The organism is Stenotrophomonas sp. CFBP8994 (genome assembly GCF_034044835.1).
Classification (GTDB): Bacteria; Pseudomonadota; Gammaproteobacteria; order Xanthomonadales; family Xanthomonadaceae; genus Stenotrophomonas; species Stenotrophomonas rhizophila_A.
This window is the reverse complement of record NZ_JAXCWT010000003.1, coordinates 196,668-210,530: the sequence shown is the minus strand read 5'-3', so window position 1 is coordinate 210,530 and position 13,863 is coordinate 196,668. Positions and strand designations below refer to the sequence as shown.

Below are 13,863 nucleotides of genomic sequence, written 5' to 3'. Positions count from 1 at the left end.
GAACATCCTGGGTCACTCAACCTTGTATGCGCTCAGCACGCCGCGCGCGGCGGCTTCGATGGCCTTCCAGTCCTTCAGGAACACCCGGGGGTAGGAGAGGGTCACTGAAAGGTCGTTGTCGGCATCCACGAAGTTATGGGTGCAGCCGGAGACCGGGACATTTTCGTCGATCTCAACCTGGTCGCCCTTCAGCGTCAGTGAGTCGCGCCCCTCCTGGAGCTTGTCGCACTTGATGAAGGTTGCCAGCTCGCCGCCCGGGGTGCGGGCGATGTACCAGTCGCTTTCCACGTTGGCGTTGCGCTTGGCCGGCATGCCGGTCTGCTTTTCGTACGCCTGGGCGAACTCGACCATCCGCGCTTCATCAATGGCATAGGGCGTCAGCCCGAACTGTTCGGCGCCGGGGGTGCGCATGTCGAGCCGGCGGCGCGGATCCTTGCGGTAGGCCGAGCCTTCCTCGCTGGTGGCGTCGGTGCTGGTCATACGGCCCAGCAGCTCCGTGATCGGCACGCCGTCGATGTAGTCCACCGACATGGACATCGCGCGGTGGTGGTCGGCCATGGAGCGGGATGCGCGCGTGCCAGGGGCGGCTGCCTTCAGCTCGGGCCACATCAGGGTCAGGCCAACGCCGCCGCCAATGGCCGGGCCGATCTGGTCGTCGTAGAGGTTGGCCGGGAAGGCGTAGCGGTGCGGGCCGAGCTGGGCCACTACCGGCGCGGTGGTGTAGGTATAGCCATCCACCGTGCGGCTCTGGCTGGCGTCTTCAGACATGGCAGGTTCCTTGTTTCCCTTTTCCGTGGGTGGGGCCTTGGCACAGGCGCTGGCGCTCAGGGCGACGGCGAGTGCAACTGTCAGGCACCGGCCGGATGACATCACGCTCATGGGCCATTCCATTGCATTGGTTGGGGTCAACTATAGGGAATGCTCTGTCAACGGGACAGGAACGGGGTGAGCGCGTGGCTACACGACCAGTGCCTTTGGGGCGGTCGACCCGTTTTTGGTCTTTGAGGCCAAGCTCACCGTCCAGTGGCCCTTGGAGTCCTGATGGGTTTTCAGCAAGGGATACGTCTTGACCATGGTCACCAGCTTGGCGTGACCGTAGGTGCCCGGTTTGAAGGTCGGTCGTGTGAGCCGAATATGTTCCGACAGCGCGTTCAACGTCACCCGACCATTGGGGGAGGAAGTCACCAACTCCTCGACTGCCTTCACGACGAATGGAGGGCTCTGCTTGGGCGGGGGTGCGTTCGCAGCAGGCTTCTTCGGCACCTGCTTCTTTACCTTCACCACGGGCGCAACGACGGGCTTGGGCACGTCTGCCACCTTTGCCACAGGCTTCGGTACGGGCTTCGCTACCGGCGTCCACTCAAAGAACTGATCGCACGCTTTTCGCAGTGCTTCGGGGCTATTGGCGGCGCCCGCGATATAGACAATTGCGCCACGTTCCCTGAGCTTGCGGCACAGGTAGGCAAAGTCGCTGTCACCCGTGACCAGGCAGAAGGTCTGTGCACGCTTGTCCAACAGAAGCTCAAGCGCGTCCAGCGACAAGGCGATGTCGGTGCTGTTCTTCCTGGGCGCGTAGGGGAACTGCAGGCAGCTGGTAAACGACTGCCGAACCAGAACCTGTTCCCAACCCTTGTTGATCGTGTTCGGGTTGCCGTAGCCCCGGCGAATTGTCACCCGCCCTGCCTGTGCGGCTCGCTGCAGCGCGAATTCGGCGATCTCCGGCGGCACGTTGTCGCAATCAATCAGGAGGGCGACGGACGCTTCCTGGGTGGGGAGGGCCATGGCAGTTCCTTGTGCTGGGCCGGGGTGCCGGTAGGGGAACTATAGGCAATTTGGTGGTGGGTGCGCGCGGGGTTTGGGAGGGCTGGCTTGCGGGGGGAGCCGACTGACAGTCGGCGCTACCGGGAGGCCGGGGTTGCGCTGCCGCTGGGTGTTATCCCATGCGCATTGTGCTGTTATCCCATGCGCATTGTTTGGTGGTGGTTGTGTTCCTGCTGCTGGGTCTGTGCCAGCGCCTGCTGCTGGCGCTCCTTGCCGACCTCCTCCAGCCGCTGCAGTGATTGCTCCACTGGCGTCTGCACGGCCACGTCCGTGGGCATGGAGGCGCGGCGGTGCGCCGGGTCGGCAGGGTCGCCCTGCACCACGAATACATTCCGCCCGGCGGGGCTGTCGGCGGTCTGGTGGCTCAGCAGCACGTGGTCGGCGCGCTCCAGCCCGTTCTGGCGGGCCAGTGCCACCACGCTGGCGGTGAGCCGTTCGCTGTTCTCATCCGGGGCGCGGCCCTGCCTGGCGTCGATGGCGGCCACGCCTTCGCGTACCTGCTGTACCAGGGCGTAGTCCGCATGGCCCGCGCCGATGTCGGCCAGCCGGGTGGGGGCTTGCTGCTTGTCCCCCGGCGCGCCGTCTATCGAGGCCGTGAACGGGCTGCGGGTGATGGTGCGGTACGGGTCATCCTCATGGAACTGGGTGGCCTTCTGCTGGCGCTCCAGGCGCACCTCGCGGGCGTCGTTGAGTTCGGCAATGCGGCTGGGGTTGGTCTCTTCCCGCATGGAAACGTGGCCGCCGCCGGTGCTGACGTTCGCCCACTTCCGTTCCGCCTCGAAATACATGGCGTAGTAGCTGTTGCCGCCAATGACATTGGGGTTGGTGGCCGAGCGCCCTTCCAGCAGCTGGGTGGCTTCTGTGGCGCCCAGCCTGGCCAGGTACTGGCCGCCTTCCACCACGCCCATCTGGGCGATGGCGTCATAGCCGGTCCTGCCTACGCGGGTTGCGCCCAGGTAGTTGTTGTCCAGCATGTTGGTCCAGATCTGCTCAACCTTCTCCGGGCCGCTGTTCTCACGCGCTGCCTGAAGCAGTACGCGGGGCGTCCAGCAGTTGGGGTCCAGCCGGTGATCTACGAAGGCCTGATCATGGGCCAGCATGACGTCCTTGCCTGGCAGGTTCAGTGCAAGGTCGGCACGCCCGGCTTGCAGCTGCTGCGAACGCAGCTCCAGGTCTTTACGGAGCAGCGTCTGGCCAAATTCTTCCCATTCGCGCTCGCTCAGGTTGGCATTGGCGAACTGCGAGCCCGAATCGCCCTGGCTTGAAGCGTGTGACTGGGCATAGCTGTTGGCCACCCGGCCGGGCAGGCTGTCGTTGCGCACCACGCCAAGGGCCAGCGTTCCGTATCCATCGGCGCCGGGCAGCTGGGAGAGGTAGTTCCAGTACAGCTCGCGGTTGCCGGTGGTGGCGTAGTGCCCGAGCACGCGCAGGTTGTCTGCAGTCAATCCACTCATGGAGAACTCCTGTATCTATCCGGACTACTTGACCTTGGAGCGGTTCAAGACGTCGCGTACGGCTACTTCCATGGCCTTCCAGTCTTTGAGGAACACACGGTTGTAGTGGAGGCTGATTGAAAGACTGTTCTCGGTATCCACGATGTAGTGGGTGCAGCTGGCAACCGTCCTTGAATCGGTGTTGACCAGCTCCTTGCCCTTGATCTCAAACCCATCTGGACGATGCTTGCGGCTGTCGCACTTGATGAAGGTACTCAGTTGGCCGGCTGGGTCTCGGCCGATGTACCAGTCATCTTCATACGCGGGGTTGCGCGGATGCGGATGCCCATACTTTGCTTCGTAGGCGCGCGCATACTCGGCCATCAGCGCATCGTTGATGGCGTAAGGGGTGAGCCCCAGCTGCTCGTTCTGGGCAACACGCAGGTCAAGTCGGCTGGAAGGATCGTTCCGCTCCAATGAACCTCCTACCGTGATGGCGTCGTTGCTCACCTGGCGCTGCAGCAGGGTCTCTATCGGGACCCGGTCGATGTGGTCAACCAGGATCCGGATCTCCTTGCGGAAATCATTGGTGCGGGGGTTGGCGCGCGCGCCCGGGGGCGTGGGTTTCATGTCCGGCCACTCGATCACCAGGCTCACCCCCTCGCCGGGCCACGGTGCGATCTGGCTGTCCAGGTAGTTGGCGGGAATGCGGAAGGTATTCGGCCCCAGCTTCACGTCCACCGGTGCATTGGTGTAGGTATGGCCGTTGAGGGTGCGACCGGTTTCAGTTGCTTCCGACATGTTCGAAGTCCCTTTGTGTTCGGTGGGCGGCGTCCGTGCGCAGGCGCTGGCGCTCAGGGCGACGGCGAGTGCAACTGTCAGGCACCGGCCGGATGACATCACGCTCATGGGCCATTCCATTGCAGTGGTTGGGGTCAACTATAGGGAATGTGGTGTCAACGGGACAGGAATGGGCGTGCTTGCTGCTGCCCTTCCATGGTATTGAACGGCTGTAGCCGCGATGGCAAAGGGAGTTGGCGCTGTGGTTGGAAGAACCAGAGGTTGGCTGGCAGTTGGCATGGTCACCGCCGTGGTGGGCATTGCGCTGTGGTGGAATGCTCCGGCGACGCGCGGTGGCGCGCCGGGCGGGAAAGCCAAGGTGGCGCCGTCGGCTGTTGCGGCCGAGGTGCGCGCCAATGCCACGGAAAGCCGCACCAGCCGAGGCGGCCCTGCTGAAGTAGACCGGGTAAAGGCCTTCGAGGACCTGAAACAGAGGGCCAAGGCGGGTGATGCCGTGGCCCAGCGCCTGTTGGCCGAAACCTATGAAGGCTGCTACTTCGTCAATATTGACCGCGAGCACTTCATGGACAGTCTCGATTTCTATAGGCAGATGATCAGGGCGCCTGCCCAGCTCTCTGTGCTGGAGCAGGTGGCCGCCGAACGTTTCGCCCAATGCGGGGCAGTGGACGGTGGCGCCATCGTGCCGATGCAGCTCGTCACGGGCTGGTACGCGCAGGCGGCCGAGAACGGTGACCTGGCCGCCCGCTTGATGGACAACGCGTTCAAGCAGAAGCGGCTGGATACCGCTGAAGCCGCCGAGCAGCTTGAAGAAGTATTGGGCTCCAATGATCCAGCGGCCGTGTTTGCCATGGGCAGCACGTTGCACAGCAACTACCCCGCCAGCGCAGGCGGCCCGGCGGAGGGCTTGATGACCGGGGAGCACGCAGGCGAGGCATGGATGGTGGCTGGCTGCCGGATGGGGTACGACTGCGGGCCTTCCGGCAAACTGATGGGAACGCTGTGCCTGATTCAGAACGCTTGTACGGGTGAGGACTTCGAGGCCTACCTCAAGCGGGCGATGATGAACGAAGCGGAGCGAAGGGACTTGGAGCGTAGGGTGACGGAGATACTTCGGTTGGTTGAGGGGTAGCAAAAGGCGCCGAGGCGGTTCGTGATGCCTTCAGATCGATTGATGGAAGTACATCGAACTACAATGCGAGCGACCTCATGAATCAGAAGATTCAAGCCTGACGAGGAGCGGCGGCCGATTCATTCGCCTCGCGTACCAGAGTGTGCAATACGACCATTCTCAGCGAACTCAGGTGACCCGGAGTTCCACATGATGTCCCGCAGCATAGCCTCATAGTTGTTATTGAAAGGCCTTGAGCCCTGTGCACGCATGAAGGTCCTCAGTCCCTCAGCCATCGCACGGAACTTGGCATGCAGGGGCTCGATGTTCTGAAGGTACTCAATGAAGTATCCCCAAAGCGTGTCGTTGATGACGCCGGCGCTTCCCCCAACATTGCGTATGTATATGGCGGCTGTCTGATAGTTTGTCGTCCCGCGATCGTCAATCCCTGAACAAAGGACGTAGTCCCTTGCGATCAGTACTGCCGGATGCTCCCTCTGCATTTCCGCCACATACTCGGCGAAGCTGCTAGCTGCATCCGTGCCGGAGCCGGGCGTCTTGAGATAGGCAATGATGCCGTCAACCTGCTCTGGGGTCAGGACGGCACCATCGTTCCTGCGGGCGACATGAAGTGCCACGCGTGCGAAGTCATCAAAATTGAAGTTGCTCATGCCCTAAGCCCGCCTGTCGTATCTCGGGCGGAGAGCAATTCCGCAAGAAGGACGCCACCCATTGGCGAAGTGGGGTAGCTGGATGGTAGCGGCACGCCAGCCGCAGCCAGCGCAGCTGTCGTGGTGACAGCCCTGTAACGCCTGGTCTCTTCACTGTCAGGGGTGCCGGCGTAAGCCAGCAACATTCCTCGACACAACCCACGCAGGAACGTCAGACTGTCGACATCAAAGCCGAGTGCCCGGTTGAACTGCAAAATTGACGCTATCAACCCGTCATGCGCAAGGTCGAATGTGGATATCGACTCTGTGGGCCCCGTTGCATCGACCCTTGTGTCTCGGCCCCAGAAACCTAGCCGCCAGGCCATTCGATCATTGAGATAGAAAGCGTACTGGTACTCCGTCACTTGGCTGCCGTTCCTCAACGTGTCCATATGGATTCTTGGCACTGGAATCACAATGCCGGTGACGGGATCAAAGGACGAGCCTCCCCTGAGCACAAAGTCGAGATCCGTCTTTCCCTTCTCTGGCAGCGGGTCGCGGGTGGTCAACGCGGCCTGGGCGAGGGGATCGCGTTCCGTGCTCTGGGCCTCCCCAAATATCCGGCTGAGCATGTTCCTGAGCGACATTCAATTCCTCCCGTTATCCGTCATGAGCTGAGCCGGTCCCATCTGGGCGGACCTGTCCTGCAGAGCCCTTGGCGACCATACTCCCCTGACCACGGTACTAAGGCCAAGGCGAATACCGATGGTACCCGCCACGCCGAAGCGAAGGAAATGCTCATGCCTCGTTCGGCATTGAAGCTGCAATGGATTTGCGACTGGGGTTGCCTTGATCTCTTGAGCGGGATGAGAACCAAGATGAAGGCACTGGATGCTTGAACATGTCGCTTGTGGGGGCGTGAAGGTATAAGATTTTTCCTATGGTTGCATCGCCAGTCGTTATGGCATCCTGAGCTACAGGGCAGGACAGCCTCCGCCAGCTCGTCGGGCACGCGGCTACCCTCCGCGCATGCTTCCAACAACGTGATGTTAGCGCTGCGGGGGCTGCAGCCTGGTTGGCAGTCTTCCCTCCAAAGTGGGATCAACACCATGATTGATCAGTTGCCACCGGTACCCGCAAGCCTCAGGAGGATGCTGAAGGAGTACCCGGTCCATATCGATCGATTGCAGGAAGTGCTGGATGCAGTTGCCCGGGAGCCGGCTGGAGCAACGCCGCATTTCGACCTCGCCATCTGGGCATTGGAGGCCCGGCTGGACAGTTTCCTGATAGAGGCAAGAGAAGAACTTGCGGCCGCCAGGGCTAGTGGGGACGCGGAGCGTGTGGTGAGGGCAGTAGATATTGAGCGGCTGATGTCGCAAGCGGCCCGGAAGCACGTTTGGCACACCGATGGGGCTCTCTGGGACTACTTCGGAAAGTAAGAGGGGGCTGCGGTGACCAGTGATCCGGATCAACTTTCAAAGTCGCAGCACGATCGAATATTTCGAGATCGCATCGTTGCCGAGAGCGGATTCGACGTCGTCACTTCGCAGGAGCATCCAAGAGCTGTAATTCTCGGTGGGCAGCCGGGTGCTGGTAAGGGTGGCTTGGCGAGGGCGGCCGCACGAGAGATGCGTGGCGATGCGGTCGAGATCGATCCCGACGAGTTGCGCAAGTATCATCCGGAGTTTGGGCGGTACAGCCGCGAGAATCCCTATAGCTGGTCAAGCCGCACCCACAAGGATGCGGGGGCGTGGGCGGACGAGCTGCTTGCTGAGGCAGTTTCAGGTAGGAAGAACCTGGTCTTCGATACAACGCTGAGCAATGGCGACTGGGCAGCCGATTCATTGATCGCCGGTCTTAAAGAGAAGGGGTACCAAGTTGAAGTGCATGTTGTTGCCGCACATAAGCTTGAGAGCGAGATTGGCGTCGATCAGCGATTCGCCGGTGGTCTTGATAGGGAAGGTTACGGAAGGCACGTGCCAAAAGCCGCGCGGGATGCCATTTACGAAAAGATCCCGGCAAGCCTGGATACCATCCATTCAAGGACTGATGCGGCTATCCGGATATTCACCCGGGAGGGTGATGAGCTGTACAACAGCGCTAGAGATTATGAGGCTCCTGGGAAGGTGCTGAGTGAAGCGCGCATTGATCGGCTCAAGCAGCCGGAAATCGTGGAGAAACTTAGAGACACCTCAGCACGGCTTGCGGAGTGGCATCGCGATTTGCCCAGGCATTCCAGGCACATTCCGGGTATGGCCCCCGACACGCAAGCGCGGCTTCTCGAAGAGCAAGTTCGTCATAGCGGGCTGGAGGAATCGCTAGTCCGTGCGGAGGGGAGTGCCACGCTGGATGAACTGGTTCGTCCCGGGGCACCGGCTGCGCGGCCGGCCACTATCGACCCTGGAACTCCTGCGATGCGCCGTGCTGGAGCCGCCACAGGTGTTGTCGGGCTTGGGTTGGCAGCAAGCGCCTACGATGCCCATGAAACCGGGCAACGTGTCGGCGCCCTGCTGCAACAGCAGAATCTGCCAGCGGCGCAATCCCAGCTTACCCACTTTGCTGCACGCGGGATCGGCGGCTGGGCTGGTGGGACGTTGGCGGCTGGCATTTTGGGGACCAGCGGTGCAGGACCGGTGGCGCTGGTCGCTGCAGATGCCTACCTTTTCTCCAAGGCATTCGAGAAGGCGGCCACCCTGCGGGACAGCCATGCCATCTATCAACAGAAGGACAAGGCAGGCACGGAGTGGGAGTACAACGGGTACAGTTGGGTGCGGGAAGTTGCGCTTGACCGTACGCAGGATGGAATAGATAACCCCATCAAGCAGGACGTGAGTGCCAACTACGAGAAGGCACGCGAGCTTAATGCGCTGGCAAGCGCCAGAGCCGTGGAACTTGAGCTGGGAAGAGTGCCGGCGCCGCAGGACCCATTCAACATTCCTGCTCGAGCCGATGATCAATACGGACTCGACAACCCGAATTGGCGGCGTGATGCACAGTCCGAGCAGTGGGTGCGACAGGTCAAGACCGGTGTAACCGGCGCCAATGACCGTGGAACCTACGCCCAACAGATTGCCAGCCCGGAGCGCGCTGAAGCGCTGGACCGGGAAGCCATGGCGCGCGTCGAGAGTAACATCGCCAATGGGAAGGAAGCTGTTGCGGCTGCATACCTTGAGAGCCATGCCGCGCTTCGATCTGCCGACTTTGTAGAGGTCCCGCCAGCGGTGGAGTACTCAAGGGCAAAGGCCGACTCCGTGTTCGCGTCAGACGGTCACCTGTACCGCTTGAACGAAGACGGGCAATGGATGCATGGGGGTAGTGCGGCCCAAGGCAACCTTGCGCTCGAGTTGAACCTCACGAGACAGATCCGTCAGCCATCGCTTGAGCAGTTCAACGCGCGACTTGCTGAGACAAGTGCGCGTCCAGCGCCCTCGAACGCGGAGGTTGACCGAAGCGAATTGCTGCACCGGTATCAGAATTACAACGTGCGAGTACCCGAAGAGTGGGTTCCGGCCATCGAGCTTGCGACACAGCGTACTCGCGAGGCCAATGGTCTCACGGGCCGCACGCTCCAGGAACTCCAGCGCGATGGAAATTCGCCGTACAGTGCTGAAAGCGCTGTCGCCCACTACCAAGCCGGTCCGGACGGTGTGGCGCACCGTGTTGCCATGACCAGCGCGGAGGATATCCGCCAAGCGCACCGTGATCTCCAAGAGAGGCAGGAAAAGCCTACGCTCCAGGACACGCCAGAGTTGCGCATCGACGCGCTATCGGCGGACGAGCGTGACGCATATCAGCAGGCGCTGCGGGAGGCGAACCGGCAAGGGGCCTCCACCGATGAGGCTGAGCAGTTGGCTGCGTTGGCGGCAATGAGGGCGGACAGCGTTCGGTTCGATGAAGTCCGCGTGCCGGAGTTGGTTGAGAATGAGCGAGACACCACTCAGCCACCTCCCTCGCAGCCAGCCCCTCATCTGGCTGCAGCAGCGATTGCGGCTTCTGTCGAGCGCTCCGCGGTCGAGGAGCAGTCCACGGCCCAGCGAGAGCCCCAGACAGCTCAGGGGGCTGAGCAGGGCGCACGTGAGCACGTCGAAGAGCAGCGTACCCAGGAGGCGTTCGCTCGTACTGCCGAGGAAGAGGAGGCCCGGCGCGAAGCGTCCGTGGCGGAGGCACAAGCTCACACGGCGCCCACTTCACCCGACATCGCCTCGACACCGATACAGCCACTGCCTGAGCCCGAACTTGTCGTACGGCCACCGGTAGAAGTCCCCGACCTCGCTGCGACCGTCGCTGCGTCAGAAGCGAAGGCAGAGCAGAAGGTAACCCCCGAAGCGGTGCCGGAGACTGTTATCCGCGTGGACGCCAGCCAGCCTGAGATCGGGGTGCAGGCTGAGACGTCCGGGCGACCGGGCATGGAGGATGCAGCGTCAACACAGCACCCACTGCGGGATGAAGTTTCGCTCGACGAGCCTGTTACAGAGGCAGCGCCGAGAGACGTGGTTGAGCAGGTGGTGGTGGCCGAGGAACCGGATGCCGTTCCATTGAAAGAACCCGCGAACGACGTCATCGCGAATCAGGCTGTGCCGGGGCAACAGCTGGAGCCGGAGCCTGCCATGGAGCGGATGGCGCAGCCCGCTGAGCAGGACCCTTGGACACCCCTCAACCCCGAGCACCCCGACCACGCCCTCTACCAGCAGATCCGCGAGGGCGTAGCGAAGCTGGACGAAGCCCACGGCCGCAGCTACGACCAGACCAGCGAGCGCCTCACCGGCAGCCTGATGGTGTTGGCCAAGAGCAACGGCCTGGACAGCGTGGACCACGTAGTGCTCAGTCAACCCACTGCAGACCAACCCGGCGGCCAGAACGTATTCGTGGTTCAAGGCGAGCTGGACAACCCCGGTCACCAACGCGCCGGCATGCCAACGGCGCAGGCGGTGAAGACACCGTTCGAGGAGTCACTTGAGCAGTTCGACGTCGCGGCGTTCGAGCAGGAACAGCGCGCCGCGCAACTGGCAACGCAGCAGCAGGAAGAAGATCAGCGCGTGCAGCAGGAGATGCAGGTTGCGGCGGCAAGCATGGGGTACTGACTGCGCTCAACTGTTCAGCGCCAACCCCATCGGCGGCCACAGCGGATTCATCCGGTCCAGGTCGTAGTCATTGCCAAACGCCAGCGCCGCCTCACGCGGCTCCAGGTCGTAGTAGCTCACCAGCAGCTGCTCGTCCATCCCGGCGTCGCTGTGGTTGATGGCATACAGCCCCAGCATGGCCTGGTCGAACTCTTCCAGCCAATCAAGGTCGATCTTGTTCATGTTGATCCTCCGAAGCGGTTCGCAGGATCGCGCAGGGGCGTCTCATGGCGTGGGACGGAAGAATCCCGCCGCCGGCCACCCCTGTTAAGATGTCCGGGCCAGCCAGCCTTCCCACGTCATTCGACCGTGTGGTTGGCCGCTCCTCCCAGCGGCCACGCGAGCCAGGATCCTTCCTCTGCCTCTCACAAGGACGCTCGCATGCACCCTCGTTCCCTGTTCCGTTCGGCCGCCCTGGCGCTGGCCGTCAGCCTGACCCTTGGCGCCCCGTCTGCCTTTGCCGCCGAAAAGGCTGCCACCACTGCCGCCGCATCCTCCGTGCAGCGCGCCGCCGTTGCCCAAGGCCTGTACGAGCTGGCCTTCAGCCCCACCCAGAACGCGCTGTTTGTGGCCTCTTCGGGCGGTTTCGGCGATACCGCCGGCCCGGCCCAGGTGCTGCGCCTGAATCCTGATTCGCTGGCCGTTGAAGCCAAGATCCCGCTGGAGCGCAAAGCCTTCGGCGTGGTACTCGACGACGCCCACAACCGCCTGTACGTGGGCAACACCGTGGATACCTCGGTCACCGTGGTGGATACCGCGTCGAACAAGGCTGTAGGCATCGTGCAGCTGATGGAGAAGAAGGTCGGCAAGGACGGCAAGGCCGGCTACACCCACGACCTGCGCGAGCTGGTGGTGGATTCCCCGAACAACCGCCTGTACGTGACCGGCCACTCCGGCGAAGGCAGCGTCCTGTTCGTGGTGGACACCCAGTCGCTGAAGCTGATCAACACCATTCCGGGCCTGGGCAACGCCAAGGCGCCGGGCTTGACCTTGGATGCGGCCAACAAGCGCGTGCTCACCTCGAACCTGCTGGGTGAAGTGGTCACCGTGGGCACCGACACCGGTAAGGTGGAGCAGCGCTTCAAGGTCAGTGCCGAGCAGCCGATGAACCTGGCGCTGGACCCGAGCGGCAAGCGCCTGTTCGTGACCGACCAGGGCCTGGAGATGATCCGCAAGTACCAGGGCAGCAGCATTCCGGGCTTCGTCTCCAAGCACCCGGGCCAGCGCGTGCTGGTGCTGGACCCGACCACCGGCAAGGAACTGGCCAGCATCGCCACCGATGCCGGCCCGCTGGGCCTGCTGCTGGATGCACCGCGCAAGCGCCTGTACGTGACCAACCGCGAAGCCGGCACGGTGACCGCGTATGACAGCGAGAGCTACAAGCAGGTGGGCACCTATGACGTGCCGACCCACCCGAACAGCCTGGCGCTGGATGCGAAGAAGAACGTCCTGTACGTGACCATCAAGAATGGGGATAAGGACGAGAAGGGAAGTGAGGAGTCTGTGGCGCGTATCGCGCTGTAAGGCGTGATCGGCAGGGTTGCCCGGCGTAGCTGATGGACGTCGGGCAACTTCGTTCGTGACGAACGCAGGCGGAATGATCCACCCTGCCCGTTGATGAAAGCGAAGGTCGTAACATGAATTTTCACCGTAACGCTGGTCGTGTTACAGCGAAATTTCATGTTACGCAGGCGGCGCGGACTGACACGTGCCAAGCGTTCTGGTAGCACCGCTGTAGGCAGCATTGCCGAAGGGACTATGGGGCTTTCGCGACGCCGCGACATGCAGGTTGCGCCATCAACCAACTGCGCGCAGCCGATTCTGCCTCTACCCCATCCTCTATCGTGAAATCCGGCTCCAGCTTCCCGCCATCGCCTTTCAGATTCCTATCAACCGATACCGATACGGTGAGCGAAAGCGTACTTCCGTCAGGAAGTGGAGTCGGCACGTTGGCTGTGGAATAGCCGGACGTCTTCTGGCCGAAGCTGCGAGTGGCCGGGCGACCGCGAAAGGCCAACGCCACTGCTTCCCCGGAGCTGGCGGTTCTCGGTCCTATCAGGACTGCCACCGGTGGGGCAGGGTGCCGTAGTACATAAGACGCGGAATCCAAGCTCATGGGTGAGCGCTCACCGAGCAGCACCCGACCGGATTCGATACTCCAGGTCTGGTGCTCTGCGCCACGGACAAACGCGCCTATGACTTCGCGATGCTTCGGGTCTGTGGACAACAGGGGTGCAATGCCGGCCAGCATTGGCCACATATTTCCGCCCCGGTTCTCCCTGAGGTCCACGATCCAGCCGCAGAGGTTGCGCTGATCCTCGCTTCGGAGCCACGACTGCAGCATCCGGGCGAAGGCCTGACGCCGTTGATGCTTGATTTCTCGTGGTGCTGACGGCTTGTCCATGAAAGGTGGTACGCGGATGGAGCCGATAGGGTCCTTGGGATCTGCCGGCTTACGCTGCAGCCCAGGTGCACCTGCTTGGGTATCGAGCTGGCGACGCTGCTCGGTATCAGCGGTTCGCGGCCTTTCACCGGCGACACTCGGCGCTGACTGAGCACGGCGCCAGCGGCCGTGGTTGGCCGTGCTGCGGGAGATAAGGTCGGTGACGATCCTGTCGGCTTCGTCCGTGCTGCGGGCCTGCTTAAGCTGCTGGTGTGCTGCAGGCCAGTCGATCTGGTCGCTGTGGAGGGCGCGTTGTTCGAGCAGCTGGAGGATGGTCTCGCGTACGTCTGGCGTATCCGGCGTTGGCGGAGCCGGGGCGGCCCGGGTTGGGAATATGCAGGCTGCGGTTAGTGCTGTTGTGGTGAGTAGTACTGCTAATCCTTTAGCTTTTGCCACCTGCGGTCTCCGTGGTTGCCTGGGGTGCGGCGCCTTCGTTGCGAGTCATGCCGTAATCGGTTGTTGCACGGTTACGTGCAGTCGACTGGGG

Annotated in this window: 12 protein-coding genes; 4 read left to right on the top strand and 8 right to left on the bottom strand. The window is 62.4% G+C overall.

Going from position 1 to position 13,863, the window contains the following annotated elements:
- Positions 1-12: 12 nt before the first annotated feature.
- The 4 genes from SOM39_RS09445 to SOM39_RS09430 form a co-directional block, all read right to left on the bottom strand.
- Positions 13-768, bottom strand: a complete 756-nt coding sequence (locus SOM39_RS09445; protein ID WP_320458194.1) for a hypothetical protein — start codon at positions 766-768, stop codon at positions 13-15.
- Between the two features lie 189 nt (positions 769-957).
- Entirely contained in the window at positions 958-1,782 is an 825-nt protein-coding gene (locus SOM39_RS09440; protein ID WP_320458193.1) for an NYN domain-containing protein, read from the bottom strand.
- Positions 1,783-1,955: 173 nt separating this feature from the next.
- Complete coding sequence (locus SOM39_RS09435; RefSeq protein ID WP_249833666.1) at positions 1,956-3,275, bottom strand: XVIPCD domain-containing protein; 1,320 nt, start codon at positions 3,273-3,275, stop codon at positions 1,956-1,958.
- Positions 3,276-3,299: 24 nt separating this feature from the next.
- The gene (locus tag SOM39_RS09430; protein WP_249833667.1) at positions 3,300-4,163 is read right to left on the bottom strand and encodes a hypothetical protein; all 864 of its coding nucleotides are present in this window, start codon (positions 4,161-4,163) and stop codon (positions 3,300-3,302) included.
- 169 nt (positions 4,164-4,332) lie between these two features.
- On the opposite strand from SOM39_RS09430, the gene SOM39_RS09425 reads away from it, so the two are divergent.
- Positions 4,333-5,184 carry a hypothetical protein gene (locus SOM39_RS09425; RefSeq protein ID WP_320458192.1) on the top strand — a complete coding sequence of 284 codons (852 nt, stop codon included), beginning with the start codon at positions 4,333-4,335 and terminating at the stop codon, positions 5,182-5,184.
- Between the two features lie 119 nt (positions 5,185-5,303).
- Here the strand turns inward: SOM39_RS09425 and SOM39_RS09420 are convergent, their stop codons facing one another.
- Both SOM39_RS09420 and SOM39_RS09415 read right to left on the bottom strand, forming a co-directional pair.
- Positions 5,304-5,834, bottom strand: coding sequence for a hypothetical protein (locus SOM39_RS09420; protein ID WP_320458191.1), 531 nt, complete (start codon positions 5,832-5,834; stop codon positions 5,304-5,306).
- Complete coding sequence (locus tag SOM39_RS09415) at positions 5,831-6,460, bottom strand: hypothetical protein (RefSeq protein WP_095364584.1); 630 nt, start codon at positions 6,458-6,460, stop codon at positions 5,831-5,833. Before SOM39_RS09415 ends, SOM39_RS09420 begins: the two co-directional genes overlap by 4 nt.
- A 462-nt stretch (positions 6,461-6,922) precedes the next feature.
- Here SOM39_RS09415 and SOM39_RS09410 point away from each other — a divergent pair, with 462 nt between their 5' ends.
- Both SOM39_RS09410 and SOM39_RS09405 read left to right on the top strand, forming a co-directional pair.
- On the top strand, positions 6,923-7,252 hold the full coding sequence (locus tag SOM39_RS09410; RefSeq protein ID WP_320458190.1) for a hypothetical protein: 330 nt from the start codon (positions 6,923-6,925) through the stop codon (positions 7,250-7,252).
- Positions 7,253-7,264: 12 nt separating this feature from the next.
- Positions 7,265-10,894 (top strand): zeta toxin family protein, encoded by a 3,630-nt coding sequence (locus SOM39_RS09405; RefSeq protein WP_320458189.1) that lies wholly within the window; start codon positions 7,265-7,267, stop codon positions 10,892-10,894.
- Between the two features lie 6 nt (positions 10,895-10,900).
- On the opposite strand, the gene SOM39_RS09400 is transcribed toward SOM39_RS09405, so the two are convergent.
- Positions 10,901-11,116 carry a hypothetical protein gene (locus SOM39_RS09400; RefSeq protein WP_083214053.1) on the bottom strand — a complete coding sequence of 72 codons (216 nt, stop codon included), beginning with the start codon at positions 11,114-11,116 and terminating at the stop codon, positions 10,901-10,903.
- Between the two features lie 198 nt (positions 11,117-11,314).
- Here SOM39_RS09400 and SOM39_RS09395 point away from each other — a divergent pair, with 198 nt between their 5' ends.
- Positions 11,315-12,457, top strand: a complete 1,143-nt coding sequence (locus SOM39_RS09395) for a YncE family protein (RefSeq protein ID WP_249833675.1) — start codon at positions 11,315-11,317, stop codon at positions 12,455-12,457.
- Between the two features lie 232 nt (positions 12,458-12,689).
- Here the strand turns inward: SOM39_RS09395 and SOM39_RS09390 are convergent, their stop codons facing one another.
- The gene (locus SOM39_RS09390; RefSeq protein WP_320458188.1) at positions 12,690-13,772 is read right to left on the bottom strand and encodes a S41 family peptidase; all 1,083 of its coding nucleotides are present in this window, start codon (positions 13,770-13,772) and stop codon (positions 12,690-12,692) included.
- Positions 13,773-13,863 lie beyond the last annotated feature (91 nt).